Below are 16,413 nucleotides of genomic sequence, written 5' to 3' on the forward strand. Positions count from 1 at the left end.
AACGTGGCGAGATGAAACAGGCGCTGTTCGCCTGACACGTGAAATTTACTTACAAGATAAAAATCATACAGAACTGGGTCAGGGGTTATATGAACGAACAATATTCGGCAATGCGAAGTAATGTCAGTATGCTCGGCAAATTGCTCGGCGATACCATCAAAGAAGCGCTGGGCGAGCATATTCTCGATCGCGTTGAAACTATCCGTAAGCTTTCCAAATCTTCACGTGCAGGTAACGAAGCGCATCGCCAGGAGCTGCTTTCTACCTTGCAAAACCTGTCCAACGACGAGTTGCTGCCGGTCGCACGCGCCTTCAGCCAGTTTCTCAATCTGACCAACGTCGCCGAGCAGTACCACAGCATTTCACCCAATGGTGAAGCCGCCAGCAACCCGGAAGCGCTGGCGCAGTTGTTCACCCGGCTGAAAGACAAAAAGCTCAGCACCAAGGAGCTGCAAAATGCGGTGTCACAGCTGTCCATTGAACTGGTGCTGACCGCGCACCCGACGGAAATCACTCGCCGCACCCTGATCCACAAGCTGGTTGAGGTCAACACCTGCCTCAGCCAACTCGACCATAACGATCTGGCCGACTACGAGCGCAACAAGATCATGCGCCGTCTGCGCCAATTAGTGGCCCAGTCCTGGCATACCGACGAGATCCGCAAACATCGTCCCTCCCCGATCGACGAAGCCAAGTGGGGCTTTGCGGTGGTGGAAAACAGCCTGTGGGAAGGGGTGCCTGCCTTCCTGCGCGAATTCAACGAACAGTTGGAAAACTCCATCGATTACAGCCTGCCGGCGGAAGCGGTGCCGGTACGTTTCACCTCCTGGATGGGCGGTGACCGCGATGGCAACCCTAACGTGACGGCTGAAATTACCCGCCATGTACTGCTGCTCAGCCGTTGGAAGGCCTGCGACCTATTCACCCGCGATATTCAGGTGCTGGTCTCCGAATTGTCGATGACCGAATGTACCCCGGAACTGCGTGCACGGGCCGGTGGCGATGAAGTGCAAGAGCCGTACCGCGAAATCATGAAGCAACTGCGCAGCCAGTTGATGAGCTCTCAGGCTTATCTGGAAGGTCGCCTGAAGGGTGAGCGCGTACTGAAACCGCACGACCTGCTGGTGAATAACGAACAGCTGTGGGAGCCGCTGTTCGCCTGTTACCAGTCGCTGCAGGCCTGTGGCATGAGCATCATCGCCAATGGCCAGTTGCTCGATACCCTGCGTCGCGTACGCTGCTTTGGCGTGCCGCTGGTGCGGATCGACGTGCGTCAGGAAAGTACCCGCCACACCGAAGCCATCGCCGAATTGACCCGCTATCTGGGGCTGGGCGACTACGAAAGCTGGTCGGAAGCCGACAAACAGGCGTTCCTGATCCGCGAACTGAACTCCAAACGCCCGCTGGTGCCACTGAAATGGGAGCCGAGTGCCGACACCCAGGAAGTGCTGGAAACCTGTCGGGTGATCGCCGAAGCGCCACAGGGTTCGATTGCCGCCTACGTGATTTCCATGGCTCGCACGCCTTCTGACGTGCTGGCGGTTCACCTGTTGCTGAAAGAAGCCGGGTGCCCGTTCGCCCTGCCGGTGGCCCCGCTGTTCGAAACCCTCGACGACCTGAACAACGCCGACGACGTAATGACCCAGTTGCTGAATATTGACTGGTACCGCGGCTTTATCCAGGGCAAACAGATGGTGATGATTGGCTATTCCGACTCGGCAAAAGATGCCGGAGTGATGGCCGCCTCCTGGGCGCAGTACCGCGCGCAAGACGCACTGATCAAAACCTGTGAGAAAGCCGGCGTGGCGCTGACATTGTTCCACGGTCGCGGCGGCTCGATTGGCCGTGGTGGTGCCCCGGCGCATGCGGCACTGCTGTCGCAACCGCCGGGCAGCCTGAAAGGCGGCCTGCGCGTCACCGAACAGGGTGAGATGATCCGCTTCAAATTTGGCCTGCCGGAAGTCACCATCAGCAGCCTGGCGCTGTACACCGGTGCGATCCTGGAAGCCAACCTGTTGCCGCCGCCGGAGCCGAAAAAAGAGTGGCGTGCACTGATGGATGACCTGTCAGACACTTCATGCAAAATGTATCGTGGTTACGTGCGTGAAAATCCGGAATTCGTGCCGTACTTCCGCGCCGCGACGCCGGAACTGGAGCTGGGCAAGTTGCCGTTGGGTTCACGCCCGGCCAAACGCAAGCCAAACGGCGGCGTTGAAAGTCTGCGCGCCATTCCATGGATCTTCGCCTGGACGCAGAACCGCCTGATGCTGCCGGCCTGGCTGGGTGCCGGTGCCGGTTTGCAAGAGGCGGTGAAGGCCGGTAAGCAGGATCAACTGGAAGCCATGTGCCGCGACTGGCCGTTCTTCTCCACCCGCATCGCGATGCTGGAAATGGTGTTCGCCAAGGCCGACCTGTGGCTGGCGGAATACTACGATCAGCGTCTGGTCGACAAATCGCTGTGGCCACTGGGCCAGCAATTGCGCGACCAGCTGGCAAGCGACATCAAGGTGGTGTTGACCATCGCCAATGACGCGCACCTGATGGAAGACTTGCCGTGGATCGCCGAATCCATTGCGCTGCGTAACGTGTATACCGATCCACTCAACGTACTGCAGGCGGAACTGTTGCACCGTTCACGTCAACAGGAACAACCGGATGCCCGCGTTGAGCAGGCGCTGATGGTGACCATTGCCGGCGTCGCCGCCGGGATGCGCAACACCGGCTAGGTAGAGCGTTGTAAAAAACGGCTCCTGTTCACAGGGGCCGTTTTTTTATCCATCGCCAATGCCGTTATCTATAGCGCGCTAAGTCGCACAGGCCGATTGCCTTCAACCTCGGGATAATTCTCGAACGTATGACGAATCAACTGCCGTAACCATTGATTCGCCGCATCATCATGAAAATGCGGATGCCAATACTGACGCAGAGTAAAAGATGGCAGCAGGATTGGCGGTGGCAGCAATGTGATGTGACGACTCTGGGCAAAAATCAACCCCAGCTCTAACGGCACCGTCGCAATAAGATCCGGATTTTGCTCCAGTAAAAACGGAATGGTCAGAAAATGCGGGGTGGTCAGGCATATATTGCGTCGTATCTCCAACTGTTCAAGCACCGCGTCATAGCAGGCCCCCAACCGGCCGGGATATTTGACCGCCACATGAGGCAAGGACTCAAAGAGATCGTGCGTGATGCCCTTATGTAATTGGCTATTGTGGCTACTGCCCAGCACCACAAAGGTGTGATCATAAAGCCGTTGCTGAAACAACACTTCCGCCGGTGAGGGAAATGCCCCCACCGCCAAATCCAGCTCCCCTCCGGCCAACGCCTGCTCCATCTGCTCCGGCGCTATCTGCACGCTGCGCAGCGTGCAATGGGGCGCCAATTGGCGAAACTGCCTCAGCAACGTTGGCAGCATCACCACTTCCCCAAGATCGGTCAGGGCCAGGGTAAATTGGCGCCGCGCCAATGCGGGTTCAAAAGGGGTCGGTGACTGGATATGCTGGCGTACCTCCAACAATATCCGGCCGATCGGGGCGCGCAGCTGCAACGCTCTGGGGGTCGGCTCCATGCCAATGGCCCCTTTGATAAACAGAGGATCGGCAAAGAAAGTCCGCAAACGCGCCAGCGCATGGCTCACCGCACTTTGAGAAAGACCGACCTTTTGCGCTGCGCAAGTAACATTTCTTTCACATAAAAGTGCATCAAAAACAATGAGGAGATTTAAATCAAGTCCTTTCATATGCATAGCATGCATCTCCTGATGAATCCCTTTGCGTTGAACTTAACAATATAATTACATAGTTTGCAGGGAATGCAACGAGCTGCCTTTAGGCGGCCACAAAACCCCTACACAGGAGTGTGCTATGTTTATTCGCAATACGTGGTATGTCGCTGCCTGGTCACATGAAATTCTCGACGATGCGCTGTTTGCTCGCACCATCATTGGTATTCCCATCGTATTTTATCGGACCGAATCCGGAGCAGTGAAGGCGCTGGAAGACCGCTGTTGCCATCGCGGCGCACCTTTGTCTTTAGGAAACCGTGAAGGGGACGACATCCGCTGCATGTATCACGGGCTGAGATTCACCTCAGAAGGTGCCTGTGTTGAAGCCCCGCTGCAAAGCCGTTTACCCCCGCAAGCGCGGGTGCGTAGCTTCCCGGTGGTAGAGCGCAATAACTGGATTTGGCTGTGGCCCGGTGACCCGCAGTTGGCCGACCCGGCAACCATCCCCGACACACCTTGGCTGGACTCGCCGCAATGGCGCTATATCCCCGGTTATCTGCATTATGACGTCAACTACCTGCTGATCTGTGACAACCTGCTCGACTTTTCCCACTTGCCCTACGTGCACAGCACCACCCTTGGCGGGGGTGAGGAATACGCCAACGTGCAGCCCAAGGTGGAGAAAATGGAAGACGGCGTTCGCATCACCCGCTGGCTGATGAATATGCCTCCGCCGCCGTTTGTTCGCGATATCGAAGGCTGCCCCGAACGGGTCGACCGCTGGAATATTTACCATTTCACCCTGCCGGGCATTCTGCGGATGGATTCCGGCGTCGCCCCGGCAGGCCAGGGTGCGCCTGAGGGTAATCGCAATGGCGCTTTGGAGTTTTACAGCTGTCAGGCGCTCACGCCGGAAACGGAAAACAGCACCCACTATTTTTTCTGCCAGCCGCATAACTTTGCGCTGGATAAACCAGAGGTCACCGCGCAGATCCACCGCGCTATCCTGCAAGCCTTTGATGAAGACCGCGTGATTATCACCGCCCAGCAACAGAGCCTGGCGCTGGCACCGGACTTCAAGATGCTCCCCTTTGCCATTGATGCCGCCCTGGCGCAGTTCCGCTGGCATGTCACGCAGCGTCTGGAACAGGAAAGTCGCAGCGGGGAAACGCCATGAGGACGGTTAAGGTCTCCCGGCTTTATCACCTGGCGGAAAACGTGATCGGCATTGAGTTAACGGCAGCCGACGATCGTCCCCTGCAGCCCTTTGCCGCCGGCGATCACCTGGACCTGCATTTACCCAATGGTCAGGTCAGGCCTTACTCGTTATGCAATGATCCTCACGAAACACATCGCTACTGTCTGGGGATCGCTCTGGCCAGCGCTTCGCGTGGGGGATCTTCCTATATTCATCAGCAATTGCGCGTAGGGGAACAACTGACCATTGGTGAACCGCGCTCACTGTTTTCTTTAGTTCCCGGCGCACCGCACTACCGCTTTATTGCCGGGGGCATTGGCATTACCCCGATCCGCAGCATGATCCTGTGGTGTCAGCGGCACGGATATTTATGGCATTTGGATTGGTTTATCCGCTCTCACTACCCTCAGTCCTGGCTGGAACCCTTGTTAGTAGCAGGAAACAGCGTACGCATCCATGCCGACAGCCAAACCCGCAGCCAGGACCTGGCGTCGGCCATGGAGGCCATTGCGTCTGAGGAGCGCATTTACTGTTGTGGGCCGGAGTCGCTGATGGAAGAAGTACAACGCCTTGCCCAGGCGCAGCAGATCCCTGCCGACCGGCTTCATTTCGAACGTTTTACTGCCGGCGAGGTTATCAGCGAGGAGGGAGAGGCTTTTGATATTGAATTGCAGCGCAGCGGTGGGCGTTATCGGGTGTTGCCCGGCATCTCGATTTTGGAAACTCTGGCACAAAACGGCATCAATCTGCCTTTCAGTTGCCGCGAGGGGCTGTGTCGCAGTTGTGAAGTCACCCTGTTGGCGGGTGAAGCAGACCATCGGGATTATGTTTTAAGCGATGAAGAACGCGCCACCAACCGTTCGATTCTAATTTGCGTTTCCCGCGCTCTTTCACCTACGCTGGTGCTGGATCTCTAGCGTAACGACGGAAAAGACTCATACCGGTCAGAGCTTACTGACCGGTATTTTTTCAGACGACAGCCACAGGACCTGGGCGCACGCCCAACGTATGGCAAATGGCGTAACTCATCTCGGCGCGGTTCAGCGTATAGAAGTGGAAGTCTTTCACCCCTTCGCGGCTGAGAATTTTCACCATATCCATCGCGATATTGGCACCGACCATTTTGCGGGTTTCGGCATCGTCGTCCAGCCCTTCAAACATACTGGTCATCCAGCTCGGCACACGCACGTTAGTCATGGTGGCAAAACGCTGCAACTGCTTGAAGTTGGACACCGGCAGAATGCCCGGCACGATTTCCACGTCAATACCGGTCGCCACGCAGCGGTCACGAAAACGCAGGTAACTTTCCACATCAAAGAAGAACTGGGTAATCGCGCGGTTGGCACCGGCATCGATTTTACGCTTCAGGTTAATCAGATCCGCCTGCGGACTTTTGGCTTCCGGGTGCACTTCAGGGTAGGCCGCCACCGAGATATCAAAATCGCCGACGTCTTTGAGCAAGGCCACCAAATCGGTAGCGTACATTTCGGGCTTACCGCTGCCCGGTGGCAGGTCGCCACGCAGCGCCACGATATGACGGATGCCGCTGTTCCAGTAGTCGGTAGCAATCTCGCGCAGCTGAGCCGGGCTGGCGTCGATGCAGGTCAGGTGCGGTGCTGCCTCCAGACCGGTACGCTCCTTAATCCCTTTGATAATGCTGTGGGTACGATCGCGCTCGCCGGAGTTGGCACCATAGGTCACAGAGACAAATTTAGGTTTCAGGCTGCTCAGACGATCGATGGACTGCCACAGGGTGTCTTCCATCTCGCTGGTGCGCGGCGGGAAGAACTCGAATGATACGTTAATCTGGCCGTTTAACTCTGCCAGACTCTGATTCAGCGCTTCCCGCTGGTTTGCGTGAAAAAAACTCATACCCTGTCCGCCTCTTATCGATCGCTGTTTTGCTTTATCTTATTAAGCGTCTATACGTTTAGACGTCTAGATAGAAAATGCCGTATGTTGACTAAAGAGTCAACAGGAAACTGAGGGGAATAAGATGATTAATCCTCACCCGTTAAGAGAAAGAACTTCACGTTCAGAATAAGAAGAATTATGGCAGGAAAAACGAAGGGCGCGGCGGATGCGCGCCCTCAGACTGCTGACAAAGTCATTTGTGGCTAAAGTACTATTTTGAGTGCTAATAAAAACAAAGGATTATGTCTTCTGGTTCAACCCAAACACCCGAAAACCACGTTTTTCGGGTGTTTGTCATCAAACGAAGGGCGCGGTTGATCCGCGCCCACAAGAAGATTAAAGCAGTTGTGCCAAACGGTTAAGGTCTGACTGGATCGCACCGGCAGTGACGTCACGCCCGGCACCCGGCCCGCGGATCACCAGTGGGTTGTCGCGGTACCAGCGGCTTTCGATAGCGAACACGTTATCGCACGGCAGCAACGATGCCAGCGGATGTTCAGGCCGTACCGCTTCCACGCCGACACGCGCCTTACCATTGGCATCGAAACGCGCCACGTGGCGCAGCACCAACCCCATTTCACTGGCGGCCTCAAAACGTTGCAGCATCTGCTGGTTCAACGCATCGCCGTTTTCGAAGAACTGATCGACGGAGCCCTGTTCGGCCCCCGCAGGCACCAGCGATTCGACTCGTACCTGATTCGGCTCAATATCGTAGCCCGCTTCACGCGCCAGGATCACCAGCTTGCGCATCACGTCCTGGCCGGAGAGATCGACCCGCGGATCCGGTTCGGTCAGCCCCTGCTGCCAGGCCTGATCCACCAACTCGGTGAACGGCACCGTGCCGTCGAACTGCAGGAACAGCCAGGAAAGCGTACCGGAGAAGATACCGCTGATCGCCAGAATGCTGTCGCCGCTGTCACGCAGATCTCGCACCGTATGATTGACCGGCAGACCGGCACCGACGGTAGCGTTATACAGCCAGTGGCGGCCGGTTTTGGCGAAGGCATCACGGATTTGGCGATAATTATCGCTGCAAGATGCGCCCGCCAGTTTATTGGCGCTGATCACATGGAAGCCATAGCTGGCGAAATCCAGATATTGTTCGGCCAGCTCCTCACTGGCGGTCACGTCAAGCACCACCAGATCGTCGAACGGATGCGCACGCATCCACAGGAACAGTGACTCTTCGTCCAGCTCCTGTGCTTCGTCCTCAAAGAACGCCAGGGCGCGGCTGGCATCCAGCCCATCGTAATTGAGCAGGCTGCGGCGGCTGTCCACCACGCCCGCCAGGCTGAACTCAAAGCCGCTGCGTGCGGAAATATTTTTCTGCTCGCGGGCAAACAGCTCCAGCCAGCGTGCGCCGATGTTGCCTTTACCGAACAGCACCAGGCCAATGCTTTTTTCGGCGCGGAACAGGGTCTGGTGCAGGCCCTGGATCAGCAACGCGGTCGGCCCCTGACGCAGTACCGCCACCAGGCTGATGCCGTCTTCGGCCTGCCAGATAAATTCTACCGGCTGGTCTTTCAACTGTTGATAGAAACGGTGGCTGTGCAGCGGATTCTTGCAAACGCCCGCGCCCACCAGCGCCACCAGCGCCAGGCCTTCACGCAGCCGCAGCTCACCCGGTAATGCCGCTTCCTGCAAGGTACGCAGCACGCTATTGACCACTTCCGAGGTGTAGCACAGTTGAACCAGATTACGGTCAGGGTGAATGCCGATCGCCAGCGGTTTGATTTGCGCGCGCTTGAGTACCAAATCCAGCTCTTTCTGCGCCAGTGTGAAGTCATGCTGGCTGGCAACGTTCAGCTCAATCAAACACACGTCGTCATGGCTGGTGACAATCTTCGCGCCGGTGCCGGAGGCCAGCACGCGTTCGATACGCGTTGAGCCTTGTTCCGGCTGATAGCTACAGCGCAGTTGCAGATCGATATCACTGCCGGACACCGGCTGCAGGGTACGGGTATGCAGCACCGGTGCCGCCAGGCGAGCCAGTTCACTGGCTTCATCCAACCGCAACAGTGGCAGCAGGCAGGCATCTTTTACCTTGCGCGGATCGGCGCTGTACACCCCGGCCACGTCGCTCCAAATGGTCACGCGCTCCGCACCGGCCAACGCGCCGACCTGGGTAGCGGAATAGTCACTGCCGTTACGCCCCAACAACACGGTTTCACCGGCGTCGTTGCGTGAAATAAAGCCGGTCACCACCAGGCGTTTGCCCGGGTGCTGAGCCAGCAACTGTTGCAGCAATGGATAAGAGCGGCCTTCGTCAACCTGGGGTTGAGCGGCACGCTCCGCGCGCAGGAAGTCACGCGCATCCAGCCAGGCGGCCTGCATATCCAGCTTGTTCAGTACCGCCGCCATCAGCCGCGCCGACCAAATCTCACCGTGCCCAACGACCTCGGCGTATACGGCGTCGTCGAGCTTTTCGTCCAGCAACACCGCCAGACGCTCCAGATCCTGAATAAACTCGGCGATCAACGGCTCGGCAGTTTCCGGTGGGAGCAGACCGCCAATCAATTCGCTGTGATAGCGACGCAGCGTCTGCTGAACCTGATGTGCAGAAAGACGATCGCTTTGACTGAGCTTCAGCCAGCTAATCAGTTGGTTGGTGGTGCTGCCGGCAGCCGACACCACCATCATGTCACCCGGTTGGCTGTATTCGGCCATGATCCCGGCCACCCGCAGATAACACTTCACGTCTGCCAGGCTGCTGCCGCCAAACTTGTGTAGTTGACGCCCGCTCACCGGCCCTGCTACCGCAATTGCATTCATGCTTACCTCGTTGCCGCCGCCTGGAAGGCTCGTTCCAGATCGGCAATCAAATCTTCACTGTCTTCAATACCCACGGAGATACGCAGCAGGCTCTCGGAAATACCGGCCGCCGCACGGGCTTCTGCCGCCATACCTGCGTGGGTCATGGTCGCTGCATGCGAGATCAGGCTTTCTACGCCGCCCAAGGATTCTGCCAGAGTAAACAGCTCAAGGGCAGACAGAAAACGGCGCAATAGCGCTTCATCACCGTCCAGTTCAAAGCTGAGCATCGCGCCAAAGCCGCGTTGCTGACGACGTGCAATCTCGTGCCCAGGGTTCTGAGGCAGAGAAGGATGATACAGCTTTTTCACCAAGGGTTGCTGCTGTAAATAACTGACAATCGCATCGGCGTTTTGTTGCGCCGCCTTGATACGCGGCGACAGCGTGCGCATGCCGCGCAGCAACAAATAGCTGTCGAACGCGCCACCGGTCACGCCGATATTATTGGCCCACCACGCCAATTCCACCGCCAGATCTTTATCTTTGGCAATTACCGCGCCGGCCACCACGTCGGAATGGCCATTGAGGTATTTGGTACAGGAATGCACCACCAAATCGGCACCCAGCCCAATCGGCTGCTGTAACGCCGGGCTGAGGAAGGTGTTGTCCACCACCGTCAAGGCCCCCACGGCGTGTGCCGCATCGCAAATCGCCGCAATATCCACCACACGCAGCAGCGGATTACTTGGGCTTTCGATCAGCACCAGCTTGGGCTTTTGCGCCAACGCCTGCTGCAGTGCTTCTTCATTCCCCTGATCGACAAACAGCACGCGGTAAGCGCCACGCTTGCTCAGGCTGTCGAACAGACGGTAGCTGCCACCATAACAATCATGCGGTGCCACCAGCAGATCGCCGGGTTGCAGGAATACCGTGGTCACCAGGTGGATTGCCGACATCCCGCTGCTGGTCATCACCGCACCGGCGCCGCCTTCCAGTTCCGCCAGCGCACGCTGGACCACGTCACGCGTCGGGTTACCGCGACGTGAGTAGTCATGAGCACGAGGCTGGTTGAAGTCGGTGAAATTATAGGTGCTGGAAAGGTGGATCGGCGGGACAACGCAGCCGTACTGTTCGTCATCGTTCAGGCCGCTACGTACGGCAATCGTGGCAGGTTTACGCGTCATAGGGTCTCTCGGCTCTCGGGATTGGGATGAATGAGGCCTAAAGATTAATCGCAGTGAGGATAGACGTCAATACATCTGGACATCTAAACTTCTTTGCGTATAGATTGAGCAAAAGCCTAATACCCGCTAAAATTATGCCAGTTTTAGATGACGATACGATGTTAACCCGGAATGCATAGGCGACGCCTATTGATCGTCCGCATTCAGTGACCCTGGTCGCGTAAAATTGACATTTATTTAGTGAGAACAGTGAAGATCGGGCATAATTGGCCGGTTTTTAGAATTTTGTAATTTTTCTGACAATTTTAAGGTGTCCCATGGCTGAGTGGAACGGCGAGTATGTCAGCCCTTACGCTGAACACGGTAAAAAAAGCGAGCAAGTAAAAAAAATCACGGTATCCATTCCGCTGAAGGTCCTGAAAATCCTTACCGATGAACGGACGCGTCGCCAGGTGAATAACCTGCGCCATGCCACCAACAGCGAATTGCTGTGCGAAGCATTTCTGCACGCCTTTACCGGCCAGCCGCTGCCGAACGACGAAGACCTGCGCAAAGAACGCAGCGATGAAATCCCGGAAGCCGCGAAACTGCTGATGCGTGAATTGGGTGTGGATCCCGATACCTGGGAATACTAAGCGCCGGTCTGCACTTGCTTGCAGACGGTAGAAACGAAAAAAGGCGCCGAAGGCGCCTTTTTCATCTGACGATAAGAAATCTTATTTCTTAGCGCCTGGCACGCTGAAACGCTTGTTGAAGCGGTCAACGCGGCCACCGGTAGCAACATCACGCTGCTTGCCAGTGTAGAACGGGTGGCATTCGCCACAAACGTCCAGGTTCAGATCGTGACCCACTGTAGAGCGGATTTTGATCACGTTACCGCAAGAGCAGTTAGCAGTAACTTCTTCGTATTTTGGGTGGATACCTTGTTTCATGGGAAACCTCAGTTAAGGCCGTGTCGCTATCCAGCCCTGTTTCGCCAGACACCACACGTGGTTGATAAAGAATTTGGTATCGAATTATACCAAAGGCGGCAAATTATACAGAATTAAAAGTACCGCGCAATCGGAACCGTACATTTGCCGATGCGCAGTGTAAACTGATGGACTCTTTTTTTCACTCTGGATGACCCCATGCCTGTTGTTCACGTTGCTTTGCCGGTCCCCCTCGCCCGCACCTTCGACTATCTGCTGCCGCAAGGCCTGCAGCCGGCGGTCGGCGCGCGCGTAGGTGTGCCCTGGGGTAAGCAACGGGCGATCGGTATCGTCACCGGCTGCAGCGAAACCAGCGAATTGCCGCTGGACAAGCTTAAACCCATCGACAGCGTGCTCGACAGCGCCTCGCTGTTTTCCCCCAGCCTGTGGCGCATTCTGCGCTGGGCCAGCGACTATTATCATTACCCCATCGGTGAAGTGCTGTTCCACGCATTGCCTATCCTGCTGCGTCAGGGAAAACCGGCTGAAGCGGCACCGCTGTGGCAGTGGTTCGCTACCGAACAGGGCCGCGCTACGCTGCCGGAAAGCCTGAAACGCGCGCCCAAGCAGCAGCAAGCACTGGCCGCGTTGCTGCAACGCCCGGTCTATCGCCATCAGGTCAGTGAACTGGAATTAACCGAGAGCGCCTTGCAGGCATTACGCACCAAGGGGCTGATCGATTTACGCTCTCAGACGTTGGCGGTGCAGGACTGGCGACCCGGTTTTGAAGTGCTGGGTGAACGGCTGCGGTTGAACACCGAGCAGGCGACTGCCGTGGGTGCCATTCGCAGCGAAGACGAGCAGTTCGCCACCTGGCTGCTGGCCGGGGTCACGGGTTCCGGCAAGACTGAGGTCTATCTCAGCGTACTGGAAAACATCCTGGCGAAGGGCAAACAGGCATTGGTACTGGTGCCGGAAATCGGCCTGACGCCGCAGACCATTGCCCGTTTTCGCGAACGCTTCAACGCTCCGGTGGAGGTGCTGCACTCCGGCCTTAACGACAGTGAACGGCTGGCAGTCTGGCTGCGCGCCCGCAGCGGCGAGGCGGCAATTGTTATCGGCACCCGCTCGGCGCTGTTTACGCCTTTTTCGCGCCTGGGCGTGATCATCATCGACGAAGAACACGACAGCTCTTATAAACAGCAGGAAGGCTGGCGCTACCACGCCCGCGATCTGGCGGTATTCCGTGCCCGCGAGGAAAACATCCCGATGGTGATGGGCACCGCCACGCCGGCACTGGAAACGCTGCACAATGTGCAACTGGGTAAATATCGCCAGCTCAAACTCACCCAGCGTGCAGGTAATGCCAAACCGGCGACGCAGCATCTGATCGATCTGAAAGGCCTGCCGCTGAAAGTGGGTCTTTCGCAGCCGTTGCTGAAAAGCATGCAGCACCATTTGAAGGCCGGTAATCAGGTGATGCTGTTTCTTAACCGGCGCGGCTACGCACCAGCGCTGTTGTGCCACGAGTGCGGCTGGATCGCCGAGTGCCAGCGCTGCGATCATTACTACACCTTCCACCAGAATCATCGTCAACTGCGCTGCCACCACTGCGACAGCCAGCGTCCGGTCCCCCACCAGTGCCCACAATGCGGCTCTACTCATCTGGTGTCGGTCGGCGTCGGCACAGAACAGTTGGAACATGAACTGGCGCCGCTGTTCCCGGAAACGCCGATCACCCGTATCGATCGCGACACCACCAGCCGCAAAGGCTCGCTGGAACAGCATCTGGCGGATATTCACCGCGGCGGCTCGCGCATTTTGATCGGCACCCAGATGCTGGCCAAGGGCCACCACTTCCCGGATGTGACGTTGGTAGCCCTGCTGGATGTCGACGGCGCTCTGTTCTCGGCCGACTTCCGTTCCGCCGAGCGCTTTGCCCAGCTGTATACCCAGGTCTCCGGCCGCGCCGGCCGTGCCGGTAAACCCGGTGAAGTATTGTTACAGACTCACCACCCGGAACACCCACTGCTGCAAATTCTGCTGCAGCAGGGTTACGACGCCTTTGCCAAACAGACGTTGGCGGAGCGCAACAGCGTGTTCCTGCCGCCCTATACCAGCCATATCATCGTGCGTTCGGAAGATCACGATAACCAGCAGGCCCCCCAGTTCCTGCAGCAACTGCGCAATCTGCTGGAAGCCAGCCCGTTGAAAGATGACTCGCTATGGGTGATGGGGCCGGTCCCGGCGCTGCAGTCGAAACGCGGCGGTCGTTTCCGCTGGCAACTGCTGCTGCAACACCCTTCCCGGCGGGTACTGCAACAGTTAATGAAAAGCTCCCTGCCGCTGGTCAGTACCCTGCCACAAGCACGTAAGGTGAAATGGACGCTGGATATCGATCCGATAGATAGCTGAACCCAGAAAAGTCCGATTCAGTTCATCCAATGCAAACGTTTACCCTTGAAATTGCGAGCGAACGCTAAAAAACCTTCCCAGGTCACACTTTTTATGCAAATTAGGTAACAAAGGCAGGACATATTCTGTTTAGAATAACTGCGAAGGCAATTTGTCACCTCTTGCAGGACAGTGATGGAATGTTTGAGCGCGGATGGCGCTAAATGATAACAACACCACCGCACGCCAGAATTTGTGAGCAAACTGAAGTCGTCGCGTTGGCATGGGGCTAACGCAAGGAGAAAGGCGTTGGAACACAAGAAAGAATTATCCATGGCAACCATGAAAGACGTTGCCGAAATGGCGGGCGTTTCAACGGCAACCGTGTCGCGTGCGCTGATGAACCCGGAAAAGGTGTCAACGCCGACGCGTCAGAAAGTGGAACAGGCCGTACTGGCCGTGGGCTATTCTCCTCATGCCCTCTCTCGCAATATCAAGCGTAACGAATCCCGGACTATCCTGGTGATCGTCCCCGACATTTGCGATCCGTTTTTCGCCGATGTGATCCAGGGGATCGAGCAAACCGCCGCACAACAGGGCTACCTGGTGCTGATTGGTGACTGTGCTCAGCAAAACCAGCAGGAACGCACCTTCGTCAACCTGATCATCACCAAACAAATCGATGGCATGCTGCTGCTCGGCTCCAACCTGCCGTTCGATGCCAGCAAGGAAGAGCAGCGTAACCTGCCGCCAATGGTGATGGCCAACGAGTTTGCTCCGGAGCTGGAACTGCCGACGGTGCACATCGATAACCTGACCGCCGCCTTCGAAGCCGTGCATTATTTACATCAGCTCGGCCACCAGCAAATCGCCTGTGTCGCCGGGCCGGAGCAGATGCCGCTCAGCCATTATCGCCTGCAAGGTTACATTCAGGCGCTACGTCGTAATGGCATTACCGTCGAAAGCAGCTATATTACCCGGGGTGATTTCACCTACGAAGCTGGCGCTCAGGCGCTGGCAACGTTGATGGCACAGCCAAAACCGCCGACGGCAGTGTTCTGCCACAGTGATGTGATGGCCATTGGCGTGCTGTCGCAGGCGAAAAAGATGGGGCTGCGGGTACCGCAGGACCTTTCTATCATCGGCTTTGACGACATCAAACTGGCGCAGTATTGCGATCCACCGTTAACCACAGTGGCTCAACCGCGCTACCAGATTGGCCAGCAGGCCATGTTATTGCTGTTGGAGCAGCTACACGGGCAGACCGTGGCAAGCGGCTCCCGGCTATTGGACAGTGAATTGATTATCAGAGGCAGCACCGCTGCCCCGAAACGCTAGTCAAATATTTTAGGGTTCAGTAACATGACGGACTTATCCCCTCATCAGGACACAGCGGAATAATAGTGGCACAAAAAGACTATGTAAGCCGTGGGCGCGCAGCAGGAGCTAAGCGTAAAACCCCCAGCCGTAAAAAACGCAGTTCTCCGAAGGTTTCCAAAACCGTGTTGGCGTTAGCCGTCGCACTTCTGGTTGTCTTTATCGGTGGCCTCTATTTCATTACGCACAACAAGCCGGATGACGCGCCGCTGCTGCCTGTGCACAGCAATCGTCCGGGTAACGGCTTGCCGCCGAAACCGGAAGAACGCTGGCGCTACATCAAAGAGCTGGAGAATCGTCAGATTGGCGTGCAAACCCCGACCGAACCTACGGCAGGCGGTGAAGCCAACTCCAAGACTCAGTTGACTGCAGAGCAACGCCAACTGCTGGATCAAATGCAGGCGGATATGCAACAACGTCCGACACAGCTCAATGAAGTGCCGTATAACGACCCTTCTCAGGCCGCCGCACGTAGCCGTCAGCAGCAGCAGGTGCAGCAACCACCGGTGACTCAACCGCGTAACCCGTTTAACAACGGCGCGACGACAGCACCGGTACAGCAGCCGGCTCAGCCGAAGCCACAACCCAAGCCGCAGCCGGTAACGCAGCCGCCGGTGCAGGTTAAGCAGCCGAAACCTGAGGTCAAACCGGAAACCAGGCCGGAAGTGAAACAGGAAACGGCCAAGCAGGAAACCAAGCCAGAGTCGAAGCAAAAATGGATGGTGCAGTGTGGCTCGTTCCGTGCAACCGACCAGGCAGAATCCGTGCGTGCGCGCCTGGCGTTTGAAGGTATTGAAAGCCGTATCACCGCCGGCGGCGGCTGGAATCGTGTGGTGCTCGGCCCATACAGCAGCCGGGCTGCTGCGGACAAAACCCTGTCGCGCCTGAAGGGCGTAGGCATGTCAAGTTGCATTCCCCTCTCCGTTGGGGGTTGAAAAGCTTCAATCCCCCCCCATCTAT

12 protein-coding genes are annotated in these 16,413 nt (G+C 57.0%); 7 read left to right on the plus strand and 5 right to left on the minus strand.

All coding sequences use genetic code 11. From position 1 onward, the window contains the following. Positions 1-89: 89 nt before the first annotated feature. Positions 90-2,726, plus strand: coding sequence for a phosphoenolpyruvate carboxylase (gene ppc, locus SERS4_RS0124680; protein WP_012147457.1), 2,637 nt, complete (start codon positions 90-92; stop codon positions 2,724-2,726). Between the two features lie 68 nt (positions 2,727-2,794). Here ppc and SERS4_RS0124685 read toward each other — a convergent pair whose 3' ends face one another. Further along, positions 2,795-3,754, minus strand: coding sequence for a LysR family transcriptional regulator (locus SERS4_RS0124685; RefSeq protein WP_071593047.1), 960 nt, complete (start codon positions 3,752-3,754; stop codon positions 2,795-2,797). A gap of 109 nt (positions 3,755-3,863) precedes the next feature. Between SERS4_RS0124685 and SERS4_RS0124690 the strand changes: the two genes are divergently transcribed. Together SERS4_RS0124690 and SERS4_RS0124695 are read left to right on the plus strand one after the other, a co-directional pair. Continuing rightward, positions 3,864-4,901, plus strand: a complete 1,038-nt coding sequence (locus SERS4_RS0124690; RefSeq protein ID WP_017894411.1) for an aromatic ring-hydroxylating dioxygenase subunit alpha — start codon at positions 3,864-3,866, stop codon at positions 4,899-4,901. Further along, entirely contained in the window at positions 4,898-5,839 is a 942-nt protein-coding gene (locus SERS4_RS0124695) for a PDR/VanB family oxidoreductase (protein WP_017894412.1), read from the plus strand. The genes SERS4_RS0124690 and SERS4_RS0124695 overlap by 4 nt, the downstream gene beginning before the upstream one ends. 52 nt (positions 5,840-5,891) lie before the next feature. Here the strand turns inward: SERS4_RS0124695 and metF are convergent, their stop codons facing one another. From metF to metB, 3 genes are all read right to left on the minus strand, one after another. Continuing rightward, positions 5,892-6,794 carry a methylenetetrahydrofolate reductase gene (gene metF / locus SERS4_RS0124700; RefSeq protein WP_017894413.1) on the minus strand — a complete coding sequence of 301 codons (903 nt, stop codon included), beginning with the start codon at positions 6,792-6,794 and terminating at the stop codon, positions 5,892-5,894. 378 nt (positions 6,795-7,172) lie between these two features. Then, positions 7,173-9,608 carry a bifunctional aspartate kinase/homoserine dehydrogenase II gene (locus SERS4_RS0124705; RefSeq protein WP_012147459.1) on the minus strand — a complete coding sequence of 812 codons (2,436 nt, stop codon included), beginning with the start codon at positions 9,606-9,608 and terminating at the stop codon, positions 7,173-7,175. A gap of 2 nt (positions 9,609-9,610) precedes the next feature. Beyond that, a complete protein-coding gene (gene metB / locus SERS4_RS0124710; protein ID WP_012147460.1) occupies positions 9,611-10,771 on the minus strand; it encodes a cystathionine gamma-synthase in 1,161 nt (386 codons plus the stop codon). Positions 10,772-11,088: 317 nt separating this feature from the next. Between metB and metJ the strand changes: the two genes are divergently transcribed. Continuing rightward, complete coding sequence (gene metJ, locus SERS4_RS0124715) at positions 11,089-11,406, plus strand: met regulon transcriptional regulator MetJ (protein WP_012147461.1); 318 nt, start codon at positions 11,089-11,091, stop codon at positions 11,404-11,406. An 81-nt stretch (positions 11,407-11,487) separates the two neighbouring features. Here metJ and rpmE read toward each other — a convergent pair whose 3' ends face one another. Beyond that, positions 11,488-11,703 carry a 50S ribosomal protein L31 gene (rpmE, locus tag SERS4_RS0124720; protein WP_012147462.1) on the minus strand — a complete coding sequence of 72 codons (216 nt, stop codon included), beginning with the start codon at positions 11,701-11,703 and terminating at the stop codon, positions 11,488-11,490. Positions 11,704-11,901: 198 nt separating this feature from the next. Between rpmE and priA the strand changes: the two genes are divergently transcribed. The 3 genes from priA to ftsN all read left to right on the plus strand — a co-directional run bounded on the left by priA (position 11,902) and on the right by ftsN (position 16,388). Continuing rightward, positions 11,902-14,097, plus strand: coding sequence for a primosomal protein N' (gene priA / locus SERS4_RS0124725; RefSeq protein ID WP_017894414.1), 2,196 nt, complete (start codon positions 11,902-11,904; stop codon positions 14,095-14,097). Between the two features lie 288 nt (positions 14,098-14,385). Continuing rightward, positions 14,386-15,414, plus strand: coding sequence for a DNA-binding transcriptional regulator CytR (gene cytR, locus SERS4_RS0124730; RefSeq protein WP_012147464.1), 1,029 nt, complete (start codon positions 14,386-14,388; stop codon positions 15,412-15,414). A 65-nt stretch (positions 15,415-15,479) separates the two neighbouring features. After that, on the plus strand, positions 15,480-16,388 hold the full coding sequence (gene ftsN, locus SERS4_RS0124735) for a cell division protein FtsN (RefSeq protein ID WP_017894415.1): 909 nt from the start codon (positions 15,480-15,482) through the stop codon (positions 16,386-16,388). Positions 16,389-16,413 lie beyond the last annotated feature (25 nt).

It is taken from the genome of Serratia sp. S4 (genome assembly GCF_000347995.1).
GTDB lineage: Bacteria > Pseudomonadota > Gammaproteobacteria > Enterobacterales > Enterobacteriaceae > Serratia > Serratia quinivorans.